At 36.5% G+C, this 20,984-nt stretch carries 14 protein-coding genes and 2 pseudogenes; 3 read left to right on the top strand and 13 right to left on the bottom strand.

The genetic code is table 11. From position 1 onward, the window contains the following. Window positions 1-735: pseudogene (locus tag H9564_RS06250) on the bottom strand (hypothetical protein); the annotation flags it as partial. Between the two features lie 114 nt (window positions 736-849). Then, window positions 850-2,991 carry an SEC10/PgrA surface exclusion domain-containing protein gene (locus H9564_RS06245; RefSeq protein WP_191684639.1) on the bottom strand — a complete coding sequence of 714 codons (2,142 nt, stop codon included), beginning with the start codon at window positions 2,989-2,991 and terminating at the stop codon, window positions 850-852. Between the two features lie 171 nt (window positions 2,992-3,162). Here H9564_RS06245 and H9564_RS06240 point away from each other — a divergent pair, with 171 nt between their 5' ends. Further along, window positions 3,163-4,647, top strand: a complete 1,485-nt coding sequence (locus tag H9564_RS06240; protein ID WP_225209579.1) for an LCP family protein — start codon at window positions 3,163-3,165, stop codon at window positions 4,645-4,647. Between the two features lie 45 nt (window positions 4,648-4,692). Here H9564_RS06240 and H9564_RS06235 read toward each other — a convergent pair whose 3' ends face one another. The 6 genes from H9564_RS06235 to H9564_RS06210 all read right to left on the bottom strand — a co-directional run bounded on the left by H9564_RS06235 (window position 4,693) and on the right by H9564_RS06210 (window position 14,795). Continuing rightward, the gene (locus tag H9564_RS06235; RefSeq protein ID WP_191684638.1) at window positions 4,693-5,664 is read right to left on the bottom strand and encodes an Lreu_0056 family protein; all 972 of its coding nucleotides are present in this window, start codon (window positions 5,662-5,664) and stop codon (window positions 4,693-4,695) included. Window positions 5,665-5,794: 130 nt separating this feature from the next. Continuing rightward, window positions 5,795-6,301 (bottom strand): hypothetical protein, encoded by a 507-nt coding sequence (locus H9564_RS06230; RefSeq protein ID WP_191684636.1) that lies wholly within the window; start codon window positions 6,299-6,301, stop codon window positions 5,795-5,797. A gap of 58 nt (window positions 6,302-6,359) precedes the next feature. Beyond that, a complete protein-coding gene (locus H9564_RS06225) occupies window positions 6,360-7,664 on the bottom strand; it encodes an NlpC/P60 family protein (protein WP_191684635.1) in 1,305 nt (434 codons plus the stop codon). A gap of 208 nt (window positions 7,665-7,872) precedes the next feature. Next, window positions 7,873-9,879, bottom strand: a complete 2,007-nt coding sequence (locus tag H9564_RS06220; RefSeq protein ID WP_191684634.1) for a hypothetical protein — start codon at window positions 9,877-9,879, stop codon at window positions 7,873-7,875. A gap of 112 nt (window positions 9,880-9,991) precedes the next feature. Continuing rightward, entirely contained in the window at window positions 9,992-12,298 is a 2,307-nt protein-coding gene (locus H9564_RS06215; RefSeq protein ID WP_191684632.1) for a peptidoglycan amidohydrolase family protein, read from the bottom strand. Window positions 12,299-12,401: 103 nt separating this feature from the next. Then, window positions 12,402-14,795, bottom strand: coding sequence for a serine hydrolase (locus H9564_RS06210; protein WP_191684631.1), 2,394 nt, complete (start codon window positions 14,793-14,795; stop codon window positions 12,402-12,404). 166 nt (window positions 14,796-14,961) lie between these two features. Between H9564_RS06210 and H9564_RS06205 the strand changes: the two genes are divergently transcribed. Beyond that, complete coding sequence (locus H9564_RS06205) at window positions 14,962-15,714, top strand: hypothetical protein (RefSeq protein ID WP_191684629.1); 753 nt, start codon at window positions 14,962-14,964, stop codon at window positions 15,712-15,714. Window positions 15,715-15,763: 49 nt separating this feature from the next. Here the strand turns inward: H9564_RS06205 and H9564_RS06200 are convergent, their stop codons facing one another. After that, window positions 15,764-16,111 (bottom strand): hypothetical protein, encoded by a 348-nt coding sequence (locus H9564_RS06200; RefSeq protein WP_191684666.1) that lies wholly within the window; start codon window positions 16,109-16,111, stop codon window positions 15,764-15,766. A gap of 48 nt (window positions 16,112-16,159) precedes the next feature. Beyond that, window positions 16,160-16,513: a hypothetical protein gene (locus H9564_RS06195; RefSeq protein ID WP_191684628.1), complete on the bottom strand. Its 354-nt coding sequence runs from the start codon at window positions 16,511-16,513 to the stop codon at window positions 16,160-16,162. Between the two features lie 395 nt (window positions 16,514-16,908). On the opposite strand from H9564_RS06195, the gene H9564_RS06190 reads away from it, so the two are divergent. Continuing rightward, window positions 16,909-17,934, top strand: a complete 1,026-nt coding sequence (locus H9564_RS06190; protein ID WP_191684627.1) for an acyltransferase family protein — start codon at window positions 16,909-16,911, stop codon at window positions 17,932-17,934. 203 nt (window positions 17,935-18,137) lie between these two features. Here H9564_RS06190 and H9564_RS06185 read toward each other — a convergent pair whose 3' ends face one another. From H9564_RS06185 to H9564_RS06175, 3 genes and pseudogenes are all read right to left on the bottom strand, one after another. Beyond that, window positions 18,138-18,800 carry an IS3 family transposase gene (locus H9564_RS06185; protein ID WP_263600664.1) on the bottom strand — a complete coding sequence of 221 codons (663 nt, stop codon included), beginning with the start codon at window positions 18,798-18,800 and terminating at the stop codon, window positions 18,138-18,140. Window positions 18,801-18,829: 29 nt separating this feature from the next. Continuing rightward, window positions 18,830-19,194 (bottom strand): annotated as a pseudogene (locus H9564_RS06180) (helix-turn-helix domain-containing protein); the annotation flags it as partial. 231 nt (window positions 19,195-19,425) lie between these two features. Next, the gene (locus H9564_RS06175) at window positions 19,426-20,817 is read right to left on the bottom strand and encodes a glycosyltransferase family protein (protein ID WP_191684626.1); all 1,392 of its coding nucleotides are present in this window, start codon (window positions 20,815-20,817) and stop codon (window positions 19,426-19,428) included. Window positions 20,818-20,984: the final 167 nt, after the last annotated feature.

The following is a 20,984-nucleotide window of genomic DNA, read 5'->3' as shown; positions in this document are numbered from 1 at the left end:
ATTGTTATCAAAGTAATAGTAATTAGATTGTCCGTACCATGGAGCATAATGCCAACCATTTGCTGCCATGATATCACCATCAAAGTAATACCAAGCACCATTGATCCATAACCATTCATTTTCTGCTCGCGTACCATCCGCCTTTGAATATGTCCAGTCATAGGTACCGTTATAGTTACTACTTGAATGCCAACTGTTCGTTACATAGTGACCATTGGCATCAAAGTAATAATAATTAGATTGTCCGTACCATGGGGCATAGTTCCAACCTTTGTTTGCCATTGTATAACCATCAAAATAGTACCATGACCCATTGATTAATAGCCATTCATTTTCAGCCCGCGTTCCATCTGCCTTACGATAGGTCCAATCATAAGATCCATCATAATTCCGGCTTGATTGCCAGCCAGTTGAATAACCAGAATACCAATCTGCTCGTGCCTGATTAGTAGTGGCTGTTGCGGGTTGAGCATCTGTGATAACTTGCTGTTTATTTACAGCATTACTTGCATTATTAGCAGAAGCACTAGCAACACTATCGCTTATTTGATAATTATTTACTTGTGCTGATGTAGCACTACTGTTTATCTTTTCATTATTGTTAACAGTAACGACACTATTTACATCATTGCTGTTTGTACTTACATTAGTATCAGCATCAGCACTAACACTCGTAACTCCAAGCGCTAATCCTGCTAAAACAGTGGTTGAAAGCAACCATAATTTCTTTTTCAAGATTATTCCTCCAAAAACCTACAAAGTAACAAACTACGGCTTTATTTTAACACTTAATTATTTAGCCAACAAACTAATATTAAAAGACTGACTCAGCGCCAATCTTTCTTTAACTTATTCAGTTAACCAAGCATTTTCCTTATCAAAATGATAAAGTTTAGCTTTTCCATTATTAGTCAAGTAAACGTCTCCAGTATCGGCCTCGCCATTATTCTTAAAGTGGTAGTACCGACCATTAATTCTTTGCCAGCCGATTAATGCAGAACCACTAGCGTCAAAGTAATACAATTTCCCATTAATCTTTTGCCAACCAGTAGTCATTGCTCCAAACAAACCGTTATGTTGAGTGGTTAAGAAATATACATTTTCATTAACCGTTTGTAATCCGCTCTCCATTTGACCAGTCGTTGGATTCATATAGAACCAATTATTATCAATCCATTGCCAGCCTATCATCATCCATGTATTAATCGGATCAAAATAATACCAATTATTATTTAAAAGTTGGAATCCACGGATTGCCCAAGCATTTGTTGGGTCAAAGTAATAATAATGCCTATTAATTAATTGCCAGCCTGTCATGGCTTGGCCATTATTTTCAAAGTAATACCAGTTTCCTGCTCTTGAGCAGAACCAGTTAGTAGCAGCCGCACCACTATTATTAAAGAAATACCAATGATTATTAATATTCCACCAACCAGTTCTCATAACACCGAATGAACCGTCATGTTGAGTATTCAAAAAGTAAATATTATCCTCAATCTTTTGTAGGCCACTTAGCATTTGACCATAACTAGTATTAAAGTAATACCAGCCATTAATCCATTGCCAACCTGTATCCATCCAAGCATTATTTACATCAAAGTAATACCAATTATTATTTATTTCTTGCCAATTAGTAAGTGCCCAGGCATTTTCCAAATCAAAATAGTATTTATGATTGCCAATCAATTGCCAGTTAGTTTCCGCAATTCCTTGACTGCTAAAGTAATACCAATGACCATTAATAAACTGCCAGCCAGTTAAAGCAGTACCATTATTTTGGAAATAATACCAATTGCTATTTACTTTTTGCCAACCAGTCATCATTGCACCACTATTGTTTAAGTAGTATACATTATTATTAATGTTCTTCAGACCAGTTTGCATATTACCTGTCGCTGGATCTAGATAGTACCAATGACCATTTATCCATTGCCAACCTAGTTCCAATAACCCAGCCTGATCAAAATGACGCCAATTATTATCAATTAAATGCCAACCAGGCGTATTATAATCCTCAGCTGTGCTAGAATCATTATTCCCCTCAGCCCAAATAAAGTGCATATCAACATTTAGTAAATTAAAGTTAAACTTTGAGCCATCACCATAAGTTCCTGTACCAATTCCCTTGGTAATTGAAGGATAAATACCGAGAGTATTAATACTTTGTGGATTAGTTAAAAAGTTTTGAGCATGCCCAAAAGTATCTGAGGCATCATTAAAAAGCATCCCCATTACTCCATAGTAAATCAATGCTCGTAAGTCATCCATTGTGGTTACACTAAATACAGGGACTTGATCGTTATTTATAAATTCTTTGCCTGTAGCCGAGGCAAAGGGTCTTACTGTTAAGCCACTGATATTATCGTTATATATTTGTTGAGCAGCAATGTTTTCGCTATGATTATCAAGTATTTCGGGATCATGCCAGTGACCATTCATTAGTGATTCATTTTTATTTTGGTATTCTAATGCCATAGAGCGAACCTGATCAATTGTGCCATCATCTAATTGAAATGGCTCTAATCCAAATTCATCCCTAATTTGATTTACTAAACCAACCCCATATTGATTCATTTGAATTGTTTGCTCTGGACTTAGGTTATTTACATTTATATATTCCTTTGCAGCATCACTATTCGATTGATAGTTGTTCATATTCATCCCGTTAATAGTTACCCGCTGAAAGTTATTTGCCTCAGTAGAATTAGAAATTCCCCTTAATTTATCCAACGTATATCCTTGGGGAAAATTCACATATTGAGTTGTTTGTGTTTTTAAATTTGCGGAATAAAGAGCTGCCGTTGTTGCTGATGCTTGTTGTTGAGCAACATTGCTTATAACGATTTGATTGTTATTTTCTTCGTTAGTATTAGCACTCACTGTTGTTTCAGCTGATTGAGTATCTGCAAGTACATTATTTTTAACAATTCCGATCCCAGCAACAGTAGTTAAAGCTGCAATCGTAGTCAACTTAACAATGTTCTTATTCATTTATTTTCCTCCACAAAAATCCATTGAATAACTCTATAACCCAATTTTACACTAAATAACATCATTAAACTAAATGTTTACAGAATTGTTAAGCTAATAATAGCAAATTGAAATGTCCTGTACATTTATAGTATATTAGTAAGGTTAAAACTTTTAATTGAGGTATAAAACATGAATGATAATCACGAAACACGTGAAGAATATCGAAAAAAGATGGAGCAACGAATCCATGACAAAGTTGCTCAAGATCAGAAACAAAATTATGAACCTAAAACACCTAAGTTTAATTGGTCAAAATTCAAGTTTCCAAAGAACAAACTAAAGGATCCTTCGCCAAATTCAAGCCCAAAGATGCCAGAGGTTCACCACTATCGTACCCCACGTTGGGTAAAAAATATTATTTGGGCTCTTGTTATCATAGTTCTGATTGGTGGCGGTTATGAATACCATAAGTTAAATTCAGCAGCTAATGATATTTTTGGTAATGGTAATGGAAAGATTAGTAAAAAGCTTCAAAAGGGTGAACCAGTTTCTGTACTAGCAATGGGGACCGACGTTGGTGCACTCAACCGGGGAAATACTGGTGGAAACACTGATTCGCTTGAACTATTTACTATTAACCCCAAAACAAAGAAAATCACAATGACAAGTATTCCTCGAGATACCCTTGTTCGTGTTCCAACCAGTGATGGACCAACTTACGTTAAGATTAATGCAGCATACTCAATTGGTGGACCAAAGAAGACTGTTAAAGCTGTTTCAGAACTACTAGATGTTCCAATTGATTACTATGCTGTTATTAATATGGGTGTGTTAAAAAAAGTTGTTAATACTCTTGGTGGCGTAACCGTAGATAATCCTTTTGCCTTTACATATGAAGGTCATCATTTTAAGAAAGGAAAACAACATCTTAATGGTGAATTAGCACTTAAATACTCTCGAATGCGCTATAGTGATCCAAATAATGATTATGGGCGACAAAAACGGCAACAACAAATTATTGAAAGTGTTATCCAAAAATTCAAGAAGTCAGGCTCTATCGGAACAGCAAATAATATTCTAGATGCGGTTAAAGATGGAGTGAAAACTAATATTCCAATTGACGATATTGCAACCTTATATGGTAACTATCATGCTGCAATGAATAATGTCATTACTTATCATTTCCAGGGACAAGACGCTACAATTGATGGTGTCTCCTTCCAAATCGCTAGTCCAAAAGAAATCAACCGTATTTCTAAACTTATCCGTAAACAACTTGGCCTTAAGCCGAAAAAGGTTGTTAACCATGAAACAAGAATGTATAAATCTCAACCATTGTATGATGGTGTAACTAATACTGACTTTGTTCTACCCGGCGGTGCTAGGTATAATGATCCTGGTAGTGGTAACGGGAGTGATTATGTTATTGGTGGTAAAACATCTACACAAAAATCAACGTCAACACAAAAGCAAAGTCCTACCTACTCTAATAGTGCTAGGGCTTATGGCGAAATAAGAAGTTCACAGATTACAACTGAAATCCCTCAAGCAGAAAGAAGGACACAATCGATTGTCCGTAGTGAGTACCAATCTATAAGGACTCCAACTACCGGTCGAGTTTCTGAAAATACTTCGGCACGTGCTGCTCAAGAGCCAGCTAGAACTCGTGAATAATAAAAAATATCATTCGGAATTCTCTAAAATCCCGAATGATATTTTTTAATTATCGTTATAATCTGATTCTGGTTTCAGCTTATTAGCATAACCATTAACCTCATCTTTTTGAGATTGATTCATGTAATAATCACGAAGTAAACCCGATACTGTAACATGTTTTGTTGTAGTCGAAGCCTCCGCTACTGATTGCCCCTCTTTGGGATCAACATATTTAATTGTTACATCATTGCCATTCCGTTTGAAATAAAGCCAACTAGTTGGATCGCCATTAGCAGTAACATAACTAAAGCCATCAGAGCCACTTCCATACCACATCATCCCATCACTTATTCCACCTTTAAACCAATCTGGTTCTTGGTATAAAGCAACCAGGGTTCCCAGTTGCTGAGTTGATAAATTATGTGAATTATTTGCTGATGCAGATTGATTCCGCATGTCTTGAACCTTAGTATTGTTAGCAACATTCATAATCCGCTTAACTGCATGATGCTGCTTAGCATAAGCAACCATCTCAGCTTTAGTTACCCCATCAGGAGATATTCCCGCATCGCTATCAGAGATGTAAGTCTTGTTCCCAGCTATTGTGTAGTAAGCGCTATCTATTCCATGTTCACTATCCTTTTGATTAAGTTTTACATAGTATAAAAGATCTGCACCATCAGGATAATCCTTATAAAGCGGTCCCTCTCCCTTAGGAACGCTATCCTTATTATAAATTTTTACAACCGCTCCCTGACCAGATACATCCATATCCTTAGAGTAATCATTTTGATCAGACCCTGGCATATGCTCACCAGTATAATAAAGAACTAGTGCAGCGTTTTGAGCTGGCGTTAGCTGATTAGGATCGAGCGTTGAATTATTAGAAGTATTCATGGTAGTACTATTAGCTGCCTTTTTAGTAACTTTTGTATTGTTCGAACTAGAAGATGAATTACTATTATGTGTATTACCACATGCTGCTAAAGTTACAGCAAGTAGCGACGTAACAATTACTAAACCTATTTTTCTCATTAAAAATCCTCCAAAACTAATCTTTAACACTGTAATTATAAAGCAATTCATCCTATCCGCAATATCTTTCAGTCCAAAATAAAAATCCATAATCTACGTCACAGTAGACTATGGATTATATTATATTCAATTATTTTCCAGTAACAGAAGTAGCTGTAACATGGAATGAATGACCGTTACCACTAACAGTCCAATCGTTAATTTCATTTTGAACAGCCGTATAACTATCAACCTCATCAATTGAAGGTAATCCAGTAGCTGGCTTACCTGAGATACCAGCATTGTTTAACTGATTACCAATATGTTCTTTAACAATATTTTTGGCATCTTGTGCTGTCATTTGTTCACGAGTGCTTTGCTCTGATGTCGAAGTAGCAGTAGTAGACTTACTACTAGAAGTAACATTACTGGATGAACTACTTGTTACTGCAGAACTAGATACTGACTTTTCACTTGTCTTCTTACTTTGATTAGTAGAAGTAGCCGCGGTCTTACCAGAAGTTTTTGCACTTTTTACAACCTTACTTGAAGATGCATCATTACTTGAATTGTCCTTAGTAGAACTACTTGAATTACCACAGCCTGCTAAAGTAATCATTAATGCACCGGCAGCAACAGTTGCCATAATTTTTTTCATATAATAATGCTCCTTCTTTATTAATTGTTTCATCTATTATCTTATATTCTAAGACTAATTACAACACAACGTAGTAACTTGCTGAGTAGTACTTAGTGTAACCAACTTTAATTACGTCACCAGGTTCTGGAGCATGGACATATGCACCATTACCAAGAGAAATAGCTACGTGGTATGGTGCGCTATCACTACCATAAAATAGCAACGCACCCTTAGGAGCATTAGCAACGTCATAATGGTGAATACCTAATGCTTGTTGTTGGTAAGTTGTTCGATAGTTAGCACCTAAGCCATATGCCCATTGAACTAACCCAGAGCAATCAAAACCAGTAGATGGATTATTACCACCCCATACATAAGCACGACCACGCATTGACATTGCCTTATTTACGGCTTCACTATGATCATCCAACCAAGCACCATTGGATCCAAAATTATATGTCTTACCATCAATCGTTTGAGTACCAGTAAGCATATTAGCATTGGTGGTATCGAAGTAGTACCAAACATTGTTAATCTTTTGCCAACCAGTTAAAGCCCAAGCGTTAGTAGTATCAAAGTAGTACCAGAAACCAGCGTTAGACTTGTACCAGCCGGTGTTAGCCCAGGCATTACTTTCATCAAAGTGGTACCAGTTGTTATTAATCTTTTGCCAACCAGTTAAAGCATTAGCGTTGGTATCATCGAAGTAGTACCAGTTATTGTTAATCTTCTGCCAACCCTTTTTAGCCCAGGCATTTGATTGATCGAAGTAATACCAGAAACCGGCATTTGACTGATACCAACCAGTACTTGCATTAGCATTGGTTTCGTCAAAGTGATACCAGTTATTGTTAATCTTTTGCCAACCAGTTTCTGCTTGAGCAGTTTCATTATTGAAGTAATACCAGAAGCCAGCTTGTGATTGGTACCAACCAGTTTGGGCATTTCCTTCGTTGTCAAAGTAATACCAGTTGTTGTTTACTTGTTCCCATTCATTGGTAACCTTAGCATTATTATTGTAGTAATAAGTATTACCGTTTTCTTTAACTAAACCGTTTTGGGCTACTGAAGTTGTTTGACTAGCTTGACTAGCAACATTAGTGGAAAAGTTGTTAATCGTTGCTGGCTGTGCTGAAACGACATTATTACTTGCACTAGCAGTACTACTATTGGTACTTGCATAACTAGCTGCCACAGTTGCACTTTCAACAGTTTGTTGTGATTGAGCAACTTGAGTAGTCGAAGTTGCATTGTCTTGAGCAACTACATCAGCTTGAGCATCAGTAGCCATTGTTATACCAAAAGCTAATGAAGCAATAGTGATTCCCATAGTTAACCATTGCTTACCACTCTTATATAACTTGTAATGTTTCTTACTCATAAACTAAAATACAACTCCCTTTAATTCGTTCATCAATAATTTCAACGATTACTACTATACAATAAATTTTTCTTAAAAAGTTAAATGTCGTCAGTTTGTTAATGAATGTTGCCGTCTTGTAATATTAGTGAAATTTTTTGTTACAAAAAACGTTTTGACCCTTATTAAGCCAAAACGTTCTCAATCAATAAAATATTAATTTAACTTATTAGTAGCCACTCCAGTAACCATTGCTGTAGAAGTAGTAGCTCTTACCATTGATATTTTGCCAACCAGTCATCATTGCACCGTGCTTTGGATAACCTGGATTAAAGTAGTACCAGTGACCATTTAGCCATTGCCAACCAGTAGCAGCAGCGTAACTACCTGATTGGAAGTAGTACCAAGTACCATCTTGACTCATCTGCCAACCGGTAACTGGATGACCTGCTGCATCAAGGTAATATAACTCATTGTTATCACGATTTGTTGTCCAGCCAGTTGACATCCAAGCATTTTCTTGGTTGAAGAAGTACCAATAACCACGGTACCATTGCCAGCCAGTATATGCAGATGCATTAGTGTTATCAAACCAGTACCAGTGATCATTTAACCATTGCCAGCCAGTTAATGCCCAGGCATTGTTGTAATCAAAGAAGTACCAGTAGCCAGCCGGTGATTGGTACCAGCCTGTTTGAGCATTAGCATTGACCGGATCAAAGTAGTACCAACGATTATTAAGTCGTTGCCAACCAGTAAGTGCCCAGGCATTACTGTAATCGAAGAAATACCAGAAACCAGCTCCAGATTTAAACCAACCTGTTTGCGCCCAGGCGTTAACTGGGTCAAAATAGTACCAATGATCGTTAATCTTCTGCCAATTAGTTAAAGCATATCCTTCATCAGTATCGAAATAATACCAGTGATTATTAAGTAATTGCCAGCCAAGATATGCACTTCCGTCGCCTTTAAAGCCATACCATTTGCCATCAACCTTTTGCCAACCAGTCTTCATCGCACCATAAGAACCATCATGATTAATGTTAAGGTAATAAATATTCCCATCAATCTTTTGAATTCCAGTAACCATGGAACCATCACTTGGCGTGAAGTAGAACCAGTTGCCACCTAATTGCTGCCAACCTTGTAGCGCCTTACCATCTTTTCCATAATAGTACCAAACAGTTTCAGTAGTACCGTCTTCTTGCTTAACCTCTTTAGTTCCCCAACTATTAGGAGTTCCTGTTGGTAAAAACGGATTAGTGTTTAAGTAAGCCAGTTGAGCCTTCAAATAACCATTAATTGTATTTTTCATTGAAGCAAGAGTATTGGCTTTTTCTGTTTCGATTGCAGTTAGTTTTGCTTGATTTTCTTCCTTCAATTTTTGTAAAGCATCACGATTACTTTGCTCAAGCTTATTTAAGAAGCCGCTTTGAGCAAGTGCTCCGATAAATAAGGTCTTAGCTGTTGCTAACGAGCTTTCCCGAGTTTTCTTAGCTTCTGCTAATTCCTTTTGAGCAGCTTCACTCTTCTTTTGGGCTTCTTCATATGCACTCTTTGCTTCAGCACTCTTCTTTTCTGCTTCCGCAACTGCGGCTTCAGCATTTGATTTATCATCACTTGAAGCTGATGCAGCGACCTTCTTAGCGGCATCTAAGTCAGAAGCAGCATTAGCACTAGCTACCTTGGCAGCTGATGCAGCGGTTGAAGCTTGAACGGCTGCATCACTTGCTTGAGCATATGCAGCATTAGCACTTGAAGTAGCATCACTATATGCTTTATATTCTGCTGGGGCAGCCGATTCGATCCCAGGAATTTTTGTTGGATCGGTATTTACAGCACTAGAGGCAACTGCATATGCTGAGGAATTAGCATCAGATAATTCTTTTTCAGCTGCTGAATTTGCTTTAACTTGAGCTGCACTCTTAGCAGCATATTCAGAATCAATTGCAGAAGACTCACTAGCAATTGCTGAACTTGCAGCAGCACTAGCAGCACTAGCAGTCCTTGTAGCACTAATTGCTGAACTTGCAGCAGCATAACTATTAGCTGCTGGAGTAGCGGCTAAACTAGCAGAAGTATTAGCCTTAGCTGCATAGCTTGAGATTGCATTTTCGGTAGCAATGTTATCAGCACTTACTTTAGTGTTAGATGATAATAATCCAAGTGTCAAAGCAGCACCGGCAACTAAAATCGTATTTCTCAATTTATGAGAATGAAGACTCTTGTTAGTCATTGATGATTCTCCTTTTTTACGCTTAATCACAATTATTTTACAACATCTATTTTAGAATTAACACCGCAATTAATAATAAAAGATCCCATCAACTGATGAGATCTCATTATCATTATGCCCAGTAGAAGTTAGGACGGTAAACCATTTGGTATGGCCGATCATCATCGTTCCAATACCATTGATAGTTAAATTCTTGAACAGCTTGACCAGCAGCACCATACCGAGAATTTGGATTTGAACTCCAGTAGTATCCACAAGTTGAGATACACATTGGATCTGAACCTGCAGTAGAGATAACTACCGTATGACCTGCTCCACCAGCAGAAGCACCTGGGTTACCCCAAATTACAATATCACCGTATTGAACATTTTGAACGCCACGGCCACGTCCGGCAAGGTAGTAACCATTTTGAAGCAAGTAATTACCTAAATCTAAAGTGGAATAAGTATGGGCAGGTGTATGACCGCCAGCGCTCCAAACAGCTTGAGTCATTGAACCAGAACAGTCAGCAGTTCCATCAGCTCCAGTTCGTGAACCGTACATCGAATAAGTCAACTTACCTTCTCGGGCCAAGAACCAATTAATTACTCGTTGACTAAAGCCAATAAAGGCACCATTACTTTGCAGGTTTACCCAGTGACCATCAATCCAATGACCACCAGTCCACATATTAGCATTGGTCGGGTCCATGTAGTACCAGTTATGACCCACAAATGTCCAGCCAGTATGAGCCCATGCATTTTCCGGATCAAAGTAATACCAGAAACCTACCGGTGATTGGTACCAGCCTAGAACTGAATTTGCATTGTTAGCATCAAACAAGTACCAGTGACCATTGATGCTTTGCCAACCAGTTTTGGCAGTTCCATCCTGTTTAAAGTAGTACCAGAAACCTGCCGGTGACTTATACCAGCCAGTGGTTGCGGCTGCATTATCACCAAAGTAATACCAACTACCGTTTACCTTTTCCCAAGTATTTGCTACCAAACGGTTATTACTCTTAAAGTAATGATTATTTCCCAGCTTATTTAAGCCATCAGCTAGATTATTCAAATCCAGATCGCCAGTAGTTGAATTGAAGTATAAGGTTTTTCCGTCCACAATTGCTGAATTTTGGCGAACACCAGTAACAAGATCGTAATATTGTAGTGAACCTGTAGCAGGATTATAAACTAATCCCTTTTGTTGACTTCCTGATGGGCTAAAGAAGTAGTAGTCGCCATTAATTAAATGAACACCTGTAAACATTTGGTGATTCGTAGGATCAAAGTAATAACGGTTACCATTGATTGTTTGCCAACTAGATAATGCTGAGCCACTGTTGTTAAAGTAGTACCAGCTACCATTAACCAATTGCCAACCAGTCTTCATCGCACCGTATGCACCATCATGTTGATCGTTAAGGTAATACAAGTTGTTATTGATAGTCTGAAGACCAGCAAGCATTGCATTATTTGTAGGAGCAAAGTAATACCAATTGTTATCTAACCATTGCCAACCAGTTAAAGCCCAGGCATTATTGTTGTCAAAGTAGTACCAGTCATTATTCAGCACTTGCCAACCTTTAAGTGCCCAAGCGTTATTATCATCAAAGTAGTAGCGGTGACCATTGATCGTTTGCCAACCAGTCCGAGCTTCTCCATCTTGGTTGAAGTAGTACCAGTTATTGTTAATAAGATGCCAACCAGTGTAGGCAGCACCATCATTAGGGCCACCAAAGCCATACCAACGGCCATTAATTTGTTGCCAGCCATTCTTCATTGCACCATAAGTGCCATCATGTTGATCATTTAAGTAGTACCCATGGTTATTAATCTGCTTTAAACCACTTTGCATAACTGACGTGGATTGATCAAAGTAGAACCAATTATTATCAAGCCATTGCCAGCCATTTACGGCCGCACCATTATTAGCGAAATAGTACCAATCATTACCTACAGTCCGCCAACCAGTTTGCATTGCACCATATGTACCATCATGTTGAGTGTTCAGAATATACTTGCTGTTATTAATTGTCTGCAATCCAGTCTCCATTGCACTGTTTTGCGGGCTCAGATAATACCAATTATTATTGATATATTGCCAATTGGTAGCGTTTTGACCATTATTGAAGTAATACCAGTTATTCTGGCTAGTTTGCCAGCCGTTTGCTGTTTGCCCATTAGTATTCTTCCAACTAGTAGTACCATTAGAATCAGTTTGCTTAGTATACCCATTAATCTCTGTTGGTGTTGACAAATTACTAGGTTGATCACTAGTAGTTTGAACCTGAGCAGCTACATTTGACTGAGTAATTGCTGTAACAGTTGACTGCTGGTCATCGGCGTAAACACTTGAGGCACCCATAATTCCGAGTACTGTAATACAGGCAGTTAACCAAAGTTTGCCAGCTTTATACAATTTAAAGTGATTTTTCATCAGATCTTACCCCTCCATAAATATAAACACTCTTATCTTAACACCAAACAAAAAAACTAGATAGGAATTTTCCAATCTAGTTTTTTACCAAGTTTTTAAGTGCTTAACCTATAATTTGGCGCGTAATTCTAGCCAAGGCCTCAACATAACTAACACCCCAATTAAAATTACGGTTGTTCCGAGTATAAACTGCAATTGTATAGCTATTACTACCATTTGGAATATAACCAATACTATTAACTTCCCATAAACCATTATCACTGGCAGGACGCCAACCGTTCTTCAGGTAATAATTACTGCTTCCAGCAGAAATACCCCAGCTTTGCTCAGCAGAAATGGTATTCATTAGCCATTTGATATAATTCCGTGACTTATCATTAAGGTAGTTAGAAGATGGATCTAAGTAGATCATCTTCAATAGCTTTAATTGATCTGATGGAACCGTTAATGATGAACCCCAATGAGGAGCAGCAGTTGTCTGATTCATCCCCAAAGCACTATAGATAGCACTTAGAGAAGTAATCCCACCAAGATAATTTGTCAGAATTGCTGTAGTCGCATCATTATCACTGTTACGAATCATCCTCATTGCAAGTGACTGTTGAGTCGAATCAAGATTACCACCAGTATTGTGAAGAAGCATCGCAAGAACAGCAACTTTAACTGTACTAGCAACCTCATATCTTAATCCTGGATTATTTGTTGTTGCATATTCAGCCCCGTTTCGCTGAAGTTGAATAGCTATTGAAGATGAATTCCAATAGCTCCCCATTATCTGTTGCCAGTTATAAGTTAATGTCTGATTCAAATCTAACCAAGCATCATCAGGATTAAAGTAGTACCAAATACCATTAATATATTGCCAGTTAGTATCAGCCCATGCATTGACTGGATCGAAATAATACCAGTTACCATAATCTGATTGGTACCATCCTGTTACTGCATTTGCATTAGTATTATTAAACAAATACCAGCGACCATTAATATGTTGCCAATTAGTTAATGCTTGACCATCATGATTAAAGTAGTACCAGAAGCCAGCACTAGACTTATACCAGTAAGTCGTTGCTACTCCGTTGTCTTGAAAGTAGTACCATGAACCATTGATTTGTCGCCATACATTTCTAGCAAAGGTTCCATTCTCAACCAAGAAATATTTATTACCAACTTTATTCAAGCCATTAACAAAATTATCACTCTTAAGATAACCATTAGTTGACTCAAATGAGGTTGTTTTACCATTCACAATGATATTTGCTGGTTGAATACCAGTTTGCTCATCATAATAGCTTAATAATTTAGCTGTAGGATCAAGGAAAAATCCTTTTACCTGATGTCCAGACGTTAGATCAAAATAATAGTGGTGACCATTGACTAAAGTGTAACCCGTAGCCATCTGGCCAGTTTCAGGATCTAAATAGTATTGACTTCCATTAAGTGTTTGCCAGCCAGTTAGTAACCAAGCATTTTGTTGATCAAAATAATACCATTTTCCTGACAATAATTGCCAACCAGTTAATGCCCATGCATTTATAGGATCAAAGTAGTAACGATGATTATTAATGGACTGCCAGCCAACACGAGCTTCACCATCTGAATTAAAGTAATACCAATGACTATTGATTAAGTACCAGTTATTATAAGCCGCTCCATCGTCAGAACCACCGAAGCCATACCATCGACCATCAATCTTTTGCCAGCCGGTCTGCATGGCACCATATGTTCCATCATGCTGGTCATTCAAGTAGTAACCCCGACCATTAATTTGCTGTAAGCCAGATAGCATCTTCCCTTTTTGGGTAGGGTCAAAGTAATACCACTGATTATCAATCCGTTGCCAACCTGTCATTTGCCAAACATTAGTAGGGTCAAAGTAGTACCAATTATCCCCAATATTTTGCCAACCAGCGGCTGCAGACGCATTAGTCAAATCGAAATAGTAATTGTGATTATTAATTGTTTGCCAACCGGTTTGGGCCTGGCCATCTTGATTAAAGTAATACCAGTAACCAGCATTAGTTTGATACCAGCCCGTATTTGCTGCGCCATTATTTGCGAAATGGTACCAGCTATCATTTACCCTTTGCCAGCCAGTTTGCATAGCACCATATGTTCCGTTATGGTGCTCATTTAAATAATAAGTATTATCCTGAATTTTTTGTAATCCCGTTTCCATCACGTTCGTTTTTGGATTCAGGTAATACCAATTATTACTGACATTTTGCCAACCTGTTTGAGCTTGCCCATTTTGATAGTAATACCAGTCACTATCTTTGTTCTGCCAAACATTAGTCTGACCACTCGTCACATCATTATTATCGGTAGCCACCTGTTGAGTCTTCGATTGGGGATCATTTTGAACTACCTGCTGATTATTAGCAGGTAGTTCATTAATGTTTACATCCGCACTAACACTACTTGAGATTGTCAATACCCCAAAGATTGTCAGAGCCACGGTCAGCCATAGTTTTCCAGCCTTATATAGCTTATACCTCATTTTTATAAACTCCTCCTCCAAATTTACTTACATTAATTATTTTATCATTATTAGTAAACCTTATTTCCTTCATTACATTGCATATTTATTACTTGAATGTTTCAAAAATGTTACAATATAAGTGGAAGAAGGAAACTAAAGCTTGGTTAGAAAGGGGTGCTACATTATGTTAAAGATGCAAAATAAAATAATCGATAGCTTATTAGTATGTGTACTTGCACTAGGGTTAGGTGGCTGTACAACTAGTAGTGTAGCTACCCATAAGGTAAATCACGAACCTACTAGCACTAAGATTGCTAAGCAAAGTAGCCATAAAAAAGCTATTACAGAAACTAAGCAAGCAAATTCTAGTAGTCAATTGCCAACTAATAAAGAAGCTAAAGCTATTACTAATAATAAATTAGCAGCTAATACTCCTAGTCAAAACTCTGCTCAGTCATCCTCAACGAATCAACAAACTAGTACGACTAATCAAGCTAATAATTTGGCATCAGCCACAAAGAACAATTCAGCTACTCAAAATCAAAAAGCTATTCAACTAGGCACTAATGATCTTGCTGTTTGGACAGATCAATACGGAATTGTTCACCACGTTGATAGTAATGGCTTAGATCATCAAACTATTCCTGGAAGCGTTCAAGATCACTACGAAAGCTGGTCAGGGGCTTTACCAAGTAACGCTCAGGTTGTTCACAATGCTGGTCCAATTATTCCAAATCAATCAGATAAAATTCAACATAATAATGGAGTTCAGTTAGGTCTTGGTGATGTTGCAACCTGGACAGATCAATACGGAATTACCCACCACGTCGATAGCGACGGCATGGATCGCCAGACAATCTCAGGTAGTACGGAAGTTCATTACCAAGATTGGTCAGGAGTATTACCGGACAATGCACAAGTAATTCATAACAATTAAAAGATAGATAATTGGGCCTCATAGTAATTATTCTGTGAGGCCCAATTTATTATTTAATCCATTGCCAACCAGTGATTGCCCAAGCATTTGTTGGGTCAAAATAATACCAGCTACCATCATGCTTTTGCCAGCCGGTTACAGCACTTGCATTGGTTTCATCAAAGTAATATTGATGACCATTGATCGTTTGCCAACCAGTAACTTTTTGGCAGTTTATAGTATATTGCCACTGGCCATCTTCGGATTTGGCCCAGCTACCGTTATTAGTAGTACTGGTACTTTCAGAAGAGCCATTACCAACTAAGTGACCATTATTATCAAAAGTATAGTAAGCGGTACTGATTGAATTATTTGAAGTTGGAGCTAAGTATGTTCCACCCTGATACATTTCTCCCATACCACCTTTGCCATAGGAGAAGTAATACCAGTTATTACCAATTTTTTGTCATTGAAGCGCTGCTGTTCCGTTATTTAAAACATAGAACCAAGTTTCTCCGTTCTTGTTAGTAAGGAAATCGGAACCCCTTTCTTGGACACTATAGTAAGCATTATATTTGTGCCATCCAGGTTTTGTTACTAATTGGCCTGAGTTGTCATAAAGATAATTATTATTATCATCATAACTCATCACAGTAGCAAACCCCATATTATCTACATGCGATGCTACACTTGCCCGCGCTTGTTGAGTAGTAGCCGTAGCATAAGTTGAATTATTGGTAGTTTCATTACTATTTGTATTCAAATTGAAAGTATTATTACTATCACTAGTAAAATTACTTACCTGTTGAGTATTCTCCATAACGACTACCTGCTGACTAGTATTACTTGGTGTAACTAATTGCTGATTAACATTTTTATCATCCGTATAAGCAGCATTAGCGAGAACTAATCCACCTAAAACACTTAAGCATACTAAAAAACTTTATGCTTTTTCATAAAGCTCTCCCCAATGTTAAAGATTATCTTTATTATAATACTAATTATGTTGATTAGCATTACTTTGTAAGTACTTATTACATATTTTTAAAGCACAACCATATATAAATGTTAATCATTCTTAGACTTCCCTCATATCTAAAAAATATTAACAAAGCATACTAACTAACATTGTTGATTTATCATATTAAATTAGCTAGAATAACTTAGTACATTAAGGAATAAGTACAAATAATTTGATACATAGCAGGGTGAAAAATGAATAATAGAATTACCTATAAAGGGATAGATTGTTTTAAACTACTAGCCGCACTTGGGGTTGTTGCGATCCATTCTGCCTTACCTTTTTTTGAAACTATAGGGCGATTAGGATTACCTTATTTTTCTACAATTACTAGTTTCTTTTTCTTTAAACATTACCTGAAATTACATACTAAAAAGAAAAAAATAAATTATCTAAAGAAATTTGAACTTCGGTTAATATGGCTATATCTTTTATGGCAAATATTATATATCCCTTTAGCAATAAAAAATAGTAAACAATTCTTTATATATAATGGTTTTAGCTTTAAAAGCTGTTTAAAATACTTGTTTGATTTATTATTTAAATTATGGCCTTCTAATATAAATGGTTGGTTTCCCTCCTGGTATATTATAGGAATGATATTTGCTATTCCATTTTCCATAATTGCTTATAAATATATTTTCCAAAGAAATAACTATTTATATGGCTTCTTCTGTATTATGGTCGAGTTTTATTTTGTATTATGTAGCGGCCTTGGCTTCTGGGCTCAACTTAATCCAATAATAAGTCCTGATTCTTTTCCAAGATTTCTAATTTATATATTCTTTGGATTCCTATTAGCCAAAAATCTAAAAGTCATTAGGAAGTTTAATTTTAATACTATTTTAAAATCATTAGTTATCTTTGTTGTATTATTCTATCTTGAAAATGTTGTAATAAAATTGTTAGGTGGTGGACTCAGTAATGATGAAACTATCTTAACTGCACCTACTAGTTTAATCATAGTTATTTTTTCTATATTATATGAACCTAAGATAAGTTCAACCATTTTCTTTAGACAATTTAGTACCTTCATTTACTGCTTTCAAGCATGGGCATTAGCTATCTTTGATTATCTAAATGGATATGTTCATTTAAATGATTTTTATTCTGAAATTTTAAAATTTTCATTTGTAATAATAAGTTCTATAATTGTATTTCAATTCTATAAATTTATTCGTTCCAAAACTAAATGGAAACTATGGAATTATATGGTGTAATTATCAATAAATTCATAAAGCTGTAAAGGGCGGAAGTAAAATGTAGGAAATCGGCGGTGGTACTAGTGCCTGTCAAGTATACAGTTCAAATAGAAAAATAGTTTATGCGGCTTGAGCGCGGAATTTTTCCGCGGTCAAGCCGTTTTTGGACGCATAAGCTCTTTGAGTGTTGAAATATTTAATAGCTTCCTTTACCGATTGCTTCAATTCCACCAACGTTCCATCGGCGAGTTCTCCCAAGGATGACCTGGATGTGACATGCTGTGAATACAGTTTTGATCGGCTAAATAATCATTGAAAGCCATTGAACAATATGCTGATCCGCGATCCGTATGGATTAGCGGATGGGCATTTGGTTCCACTTTGAAGGCACGCTTAAATACTTCAATTGCTGACACTGCTGTTTCTGTAGGTGAGATATTGTAGCTCAAAGCGTAACGTCCATACAGGTCCAAAACCACATGCACGCGAGTCTTCTTTACTTGATCTATCCCGTACAAAACCTCTGTAGTATCGCTTACCCAAACTTCGTTTTTACTCTGACGATCAAATTGTTCATTGAGTAAATTGTCATTAATATATTCTTCATAACGCTTAACGCGATTATGTTTCTTCTTCCGGATATTAGCCCTGATTCCATAATTTCTCATACAATTAGTTACCTGCTTTAGTCCCGCCTTGAAACTTAGTTTATTTTCGAAGGCTAGTTGCGTTGTCATCGCTAAGTAACCCAGTGTCCACTTATGCTTCTTCTCCAATTCTAGAATTGCTTCAAGCAGCTCTGATTGTTCAACTTTATAATTACTTGGCTTTCTATGAAGCCACTTGTAATAAGCATCTCTAGTTATGCCAGCGCTCTGACACAAGATACTAATTGGCCAGTCATGTTCTTGACTCAGTTCTTTGATAGCTTGTTGTTTGAGGAATCGTTCGCCTCCCGATTGCGTATTTCCATTACTTTTTTGAGTAGGCATCTTCCATTTCTTTACGAAGAAGTTGGGCCTTTAATAATCGATTTTCAGCTTTTGGTCGATCAACTTCTGTCCAGGCCTCCTTCGGCTTGGCTTTACCCCGCCGATCACGAAGTGATTGCGGGTCATTGCCACTTTTACGGTATTTTCGATACCAACCATAAACTTGTTGGTAACTAACATGATATTTGTTCACTGCCCAGTTGTAGTTAATATCATGTTTAATCAGTTCTTCAATTATCAATAATCGTTCTTCAAAAGTGGTCTTACGTCCTGGCATAATTGAATCCCCGTACAATACCCTTTAGGGTTGACACTTTAAATAACGAAAGTGTTAAATCCTAGGGGATATTGTACGTAAAGACGTCGACGGTCTGGTCGGTGTCTTTTTCTTTACTAATATATTTATTTTAAAAGAAAACGGAGTTAAATGGAATCCAAAATTTCCATCTAACTCCGCTTATTATTTAGTGACTTATGTAACAGTCCCTAATCTTAGGATATTTATTTTCAACATATTTCAATAATGACTGCTTTCTTTTCTTCTAAAATATGCCCCTATTATAACGATCCAAGTTATCAAAGCAAGAATCCATCCTGAAATCAATAACTTAGTTGGCACATAAGTTACCGTAATTGATCTTGCATTCCGTAATAATTTTATTTCAATAGTTCCTCGTTGTGAGATTTGATAAGGAACCTTTTTATTATTAACTTTTACTACTGTATTTGTATAAGCTAATGCTGGTAAGTTAATGCGAGTATTCTTCTTAAAATTACTAATATATACAATTTGGTTTGGTAAACTTATTTGTTTAAATTTCTCTCTTTTACCATTAACATACGATACACGATTAAAAATTGAGTTACTATTGTTGAAAGCAGCCATAGGCATATAGTCCGTTTCACCATACAATGCCCCATAAGAAAACTGATAATCATAGTTACCATTATTAATAATAATTGGTGTATCACTAGAGGTTCGTAGCGTTTTATACTCCCCTTTTCGTTTTGAAGATAGTACCGGAATATTACTATCTTTTTGAATATTCCGAGCATAGTCAGAATAAATACTTCCTGCATATAAGAATATAAATATTGCTACTATCATTATAGAAACACAATATTCTTTAACATTTTTAAGCTGGATATTAAATAGAATATTAGATAAAGCAATCGCTAGAAAAGCAATTGCCCAACTAGTATATCGATATGGAAACTGAATAACGGCTAGTGAAGTATTTTCAAAATACTGCCATGGAAATACTGTCGTTATCATCAATACCATTAAGACTCCTAGCAAATAACCCCACATATACTTTGAATTTTTATCAATTAACTTCCAACCAATTAATGAGGCTAAAATTAAGGCTAAGCCAATTCCACCTCTATTTGTAGCAAAGTTTGAGAACGCAGAAACTATAAAATCACCTAAATTTTGCATTAACCAAAATCCAGGTTTAGGCCTTGCTAATCCTTTTCCGATATAATCAGTGATCAGCGGTACAAATTGCCAGAACGATAGAAAAACAAATAATATTACGGATTTTAATAGAGAAAGTACCTGACTTATATCTATATTCCTATTCTGGATTAGATAACAAACACCTATGAGCAAACATACTTCTACAGAAATAAAAAGGCTAACATAATGAGAATATGCCATTAAAGTCATTCCAATAGCTAATGTTATCCATTCTCCTTTATACAATAGCTTGTACATTCCTAACAAAATTATTGGTATAAATATATAAGCTATTGCCTCTCCAAGTACATAATTTGTTAACGTTAAATAAAGATGATATGGTGCAATTAAATATATTATAGAAAAGTAAAAGGATTGTAGTGTCTTTTCTCCACTGAATGATTGCATACAGAAAAATGCAACTAGTCCCGTTGCGATAAATAACAACCATACATATACCAAATATGCTGTTATCGGTACAAAAATAAATTTCAAAAGAACCCAAGGATAAAGAAAAACAACCGGGTAAAACAAGAAATTGTCAAGGGCGGTTTTGAATTGTCGTTTTATGGCGGTTTAAAAATGTATGATTCGGGCGGTTTAAGAATTGACCG

It is taken from the genome of Limosilactobacillus avistercoris (assembly GCF_014836425.1).
GTDB lineage: Bacteria > Bacillota > Bacilli > Lactobacillales > Lactobacillaceae > Limosilactobacillus > Limosilactobacillus agrestimuris.
The sequence above is the reverse complement of the archived record's forward strand: the minus strand, read 5'-3'. Positions and strand labels throughout refer to the sequence as shown.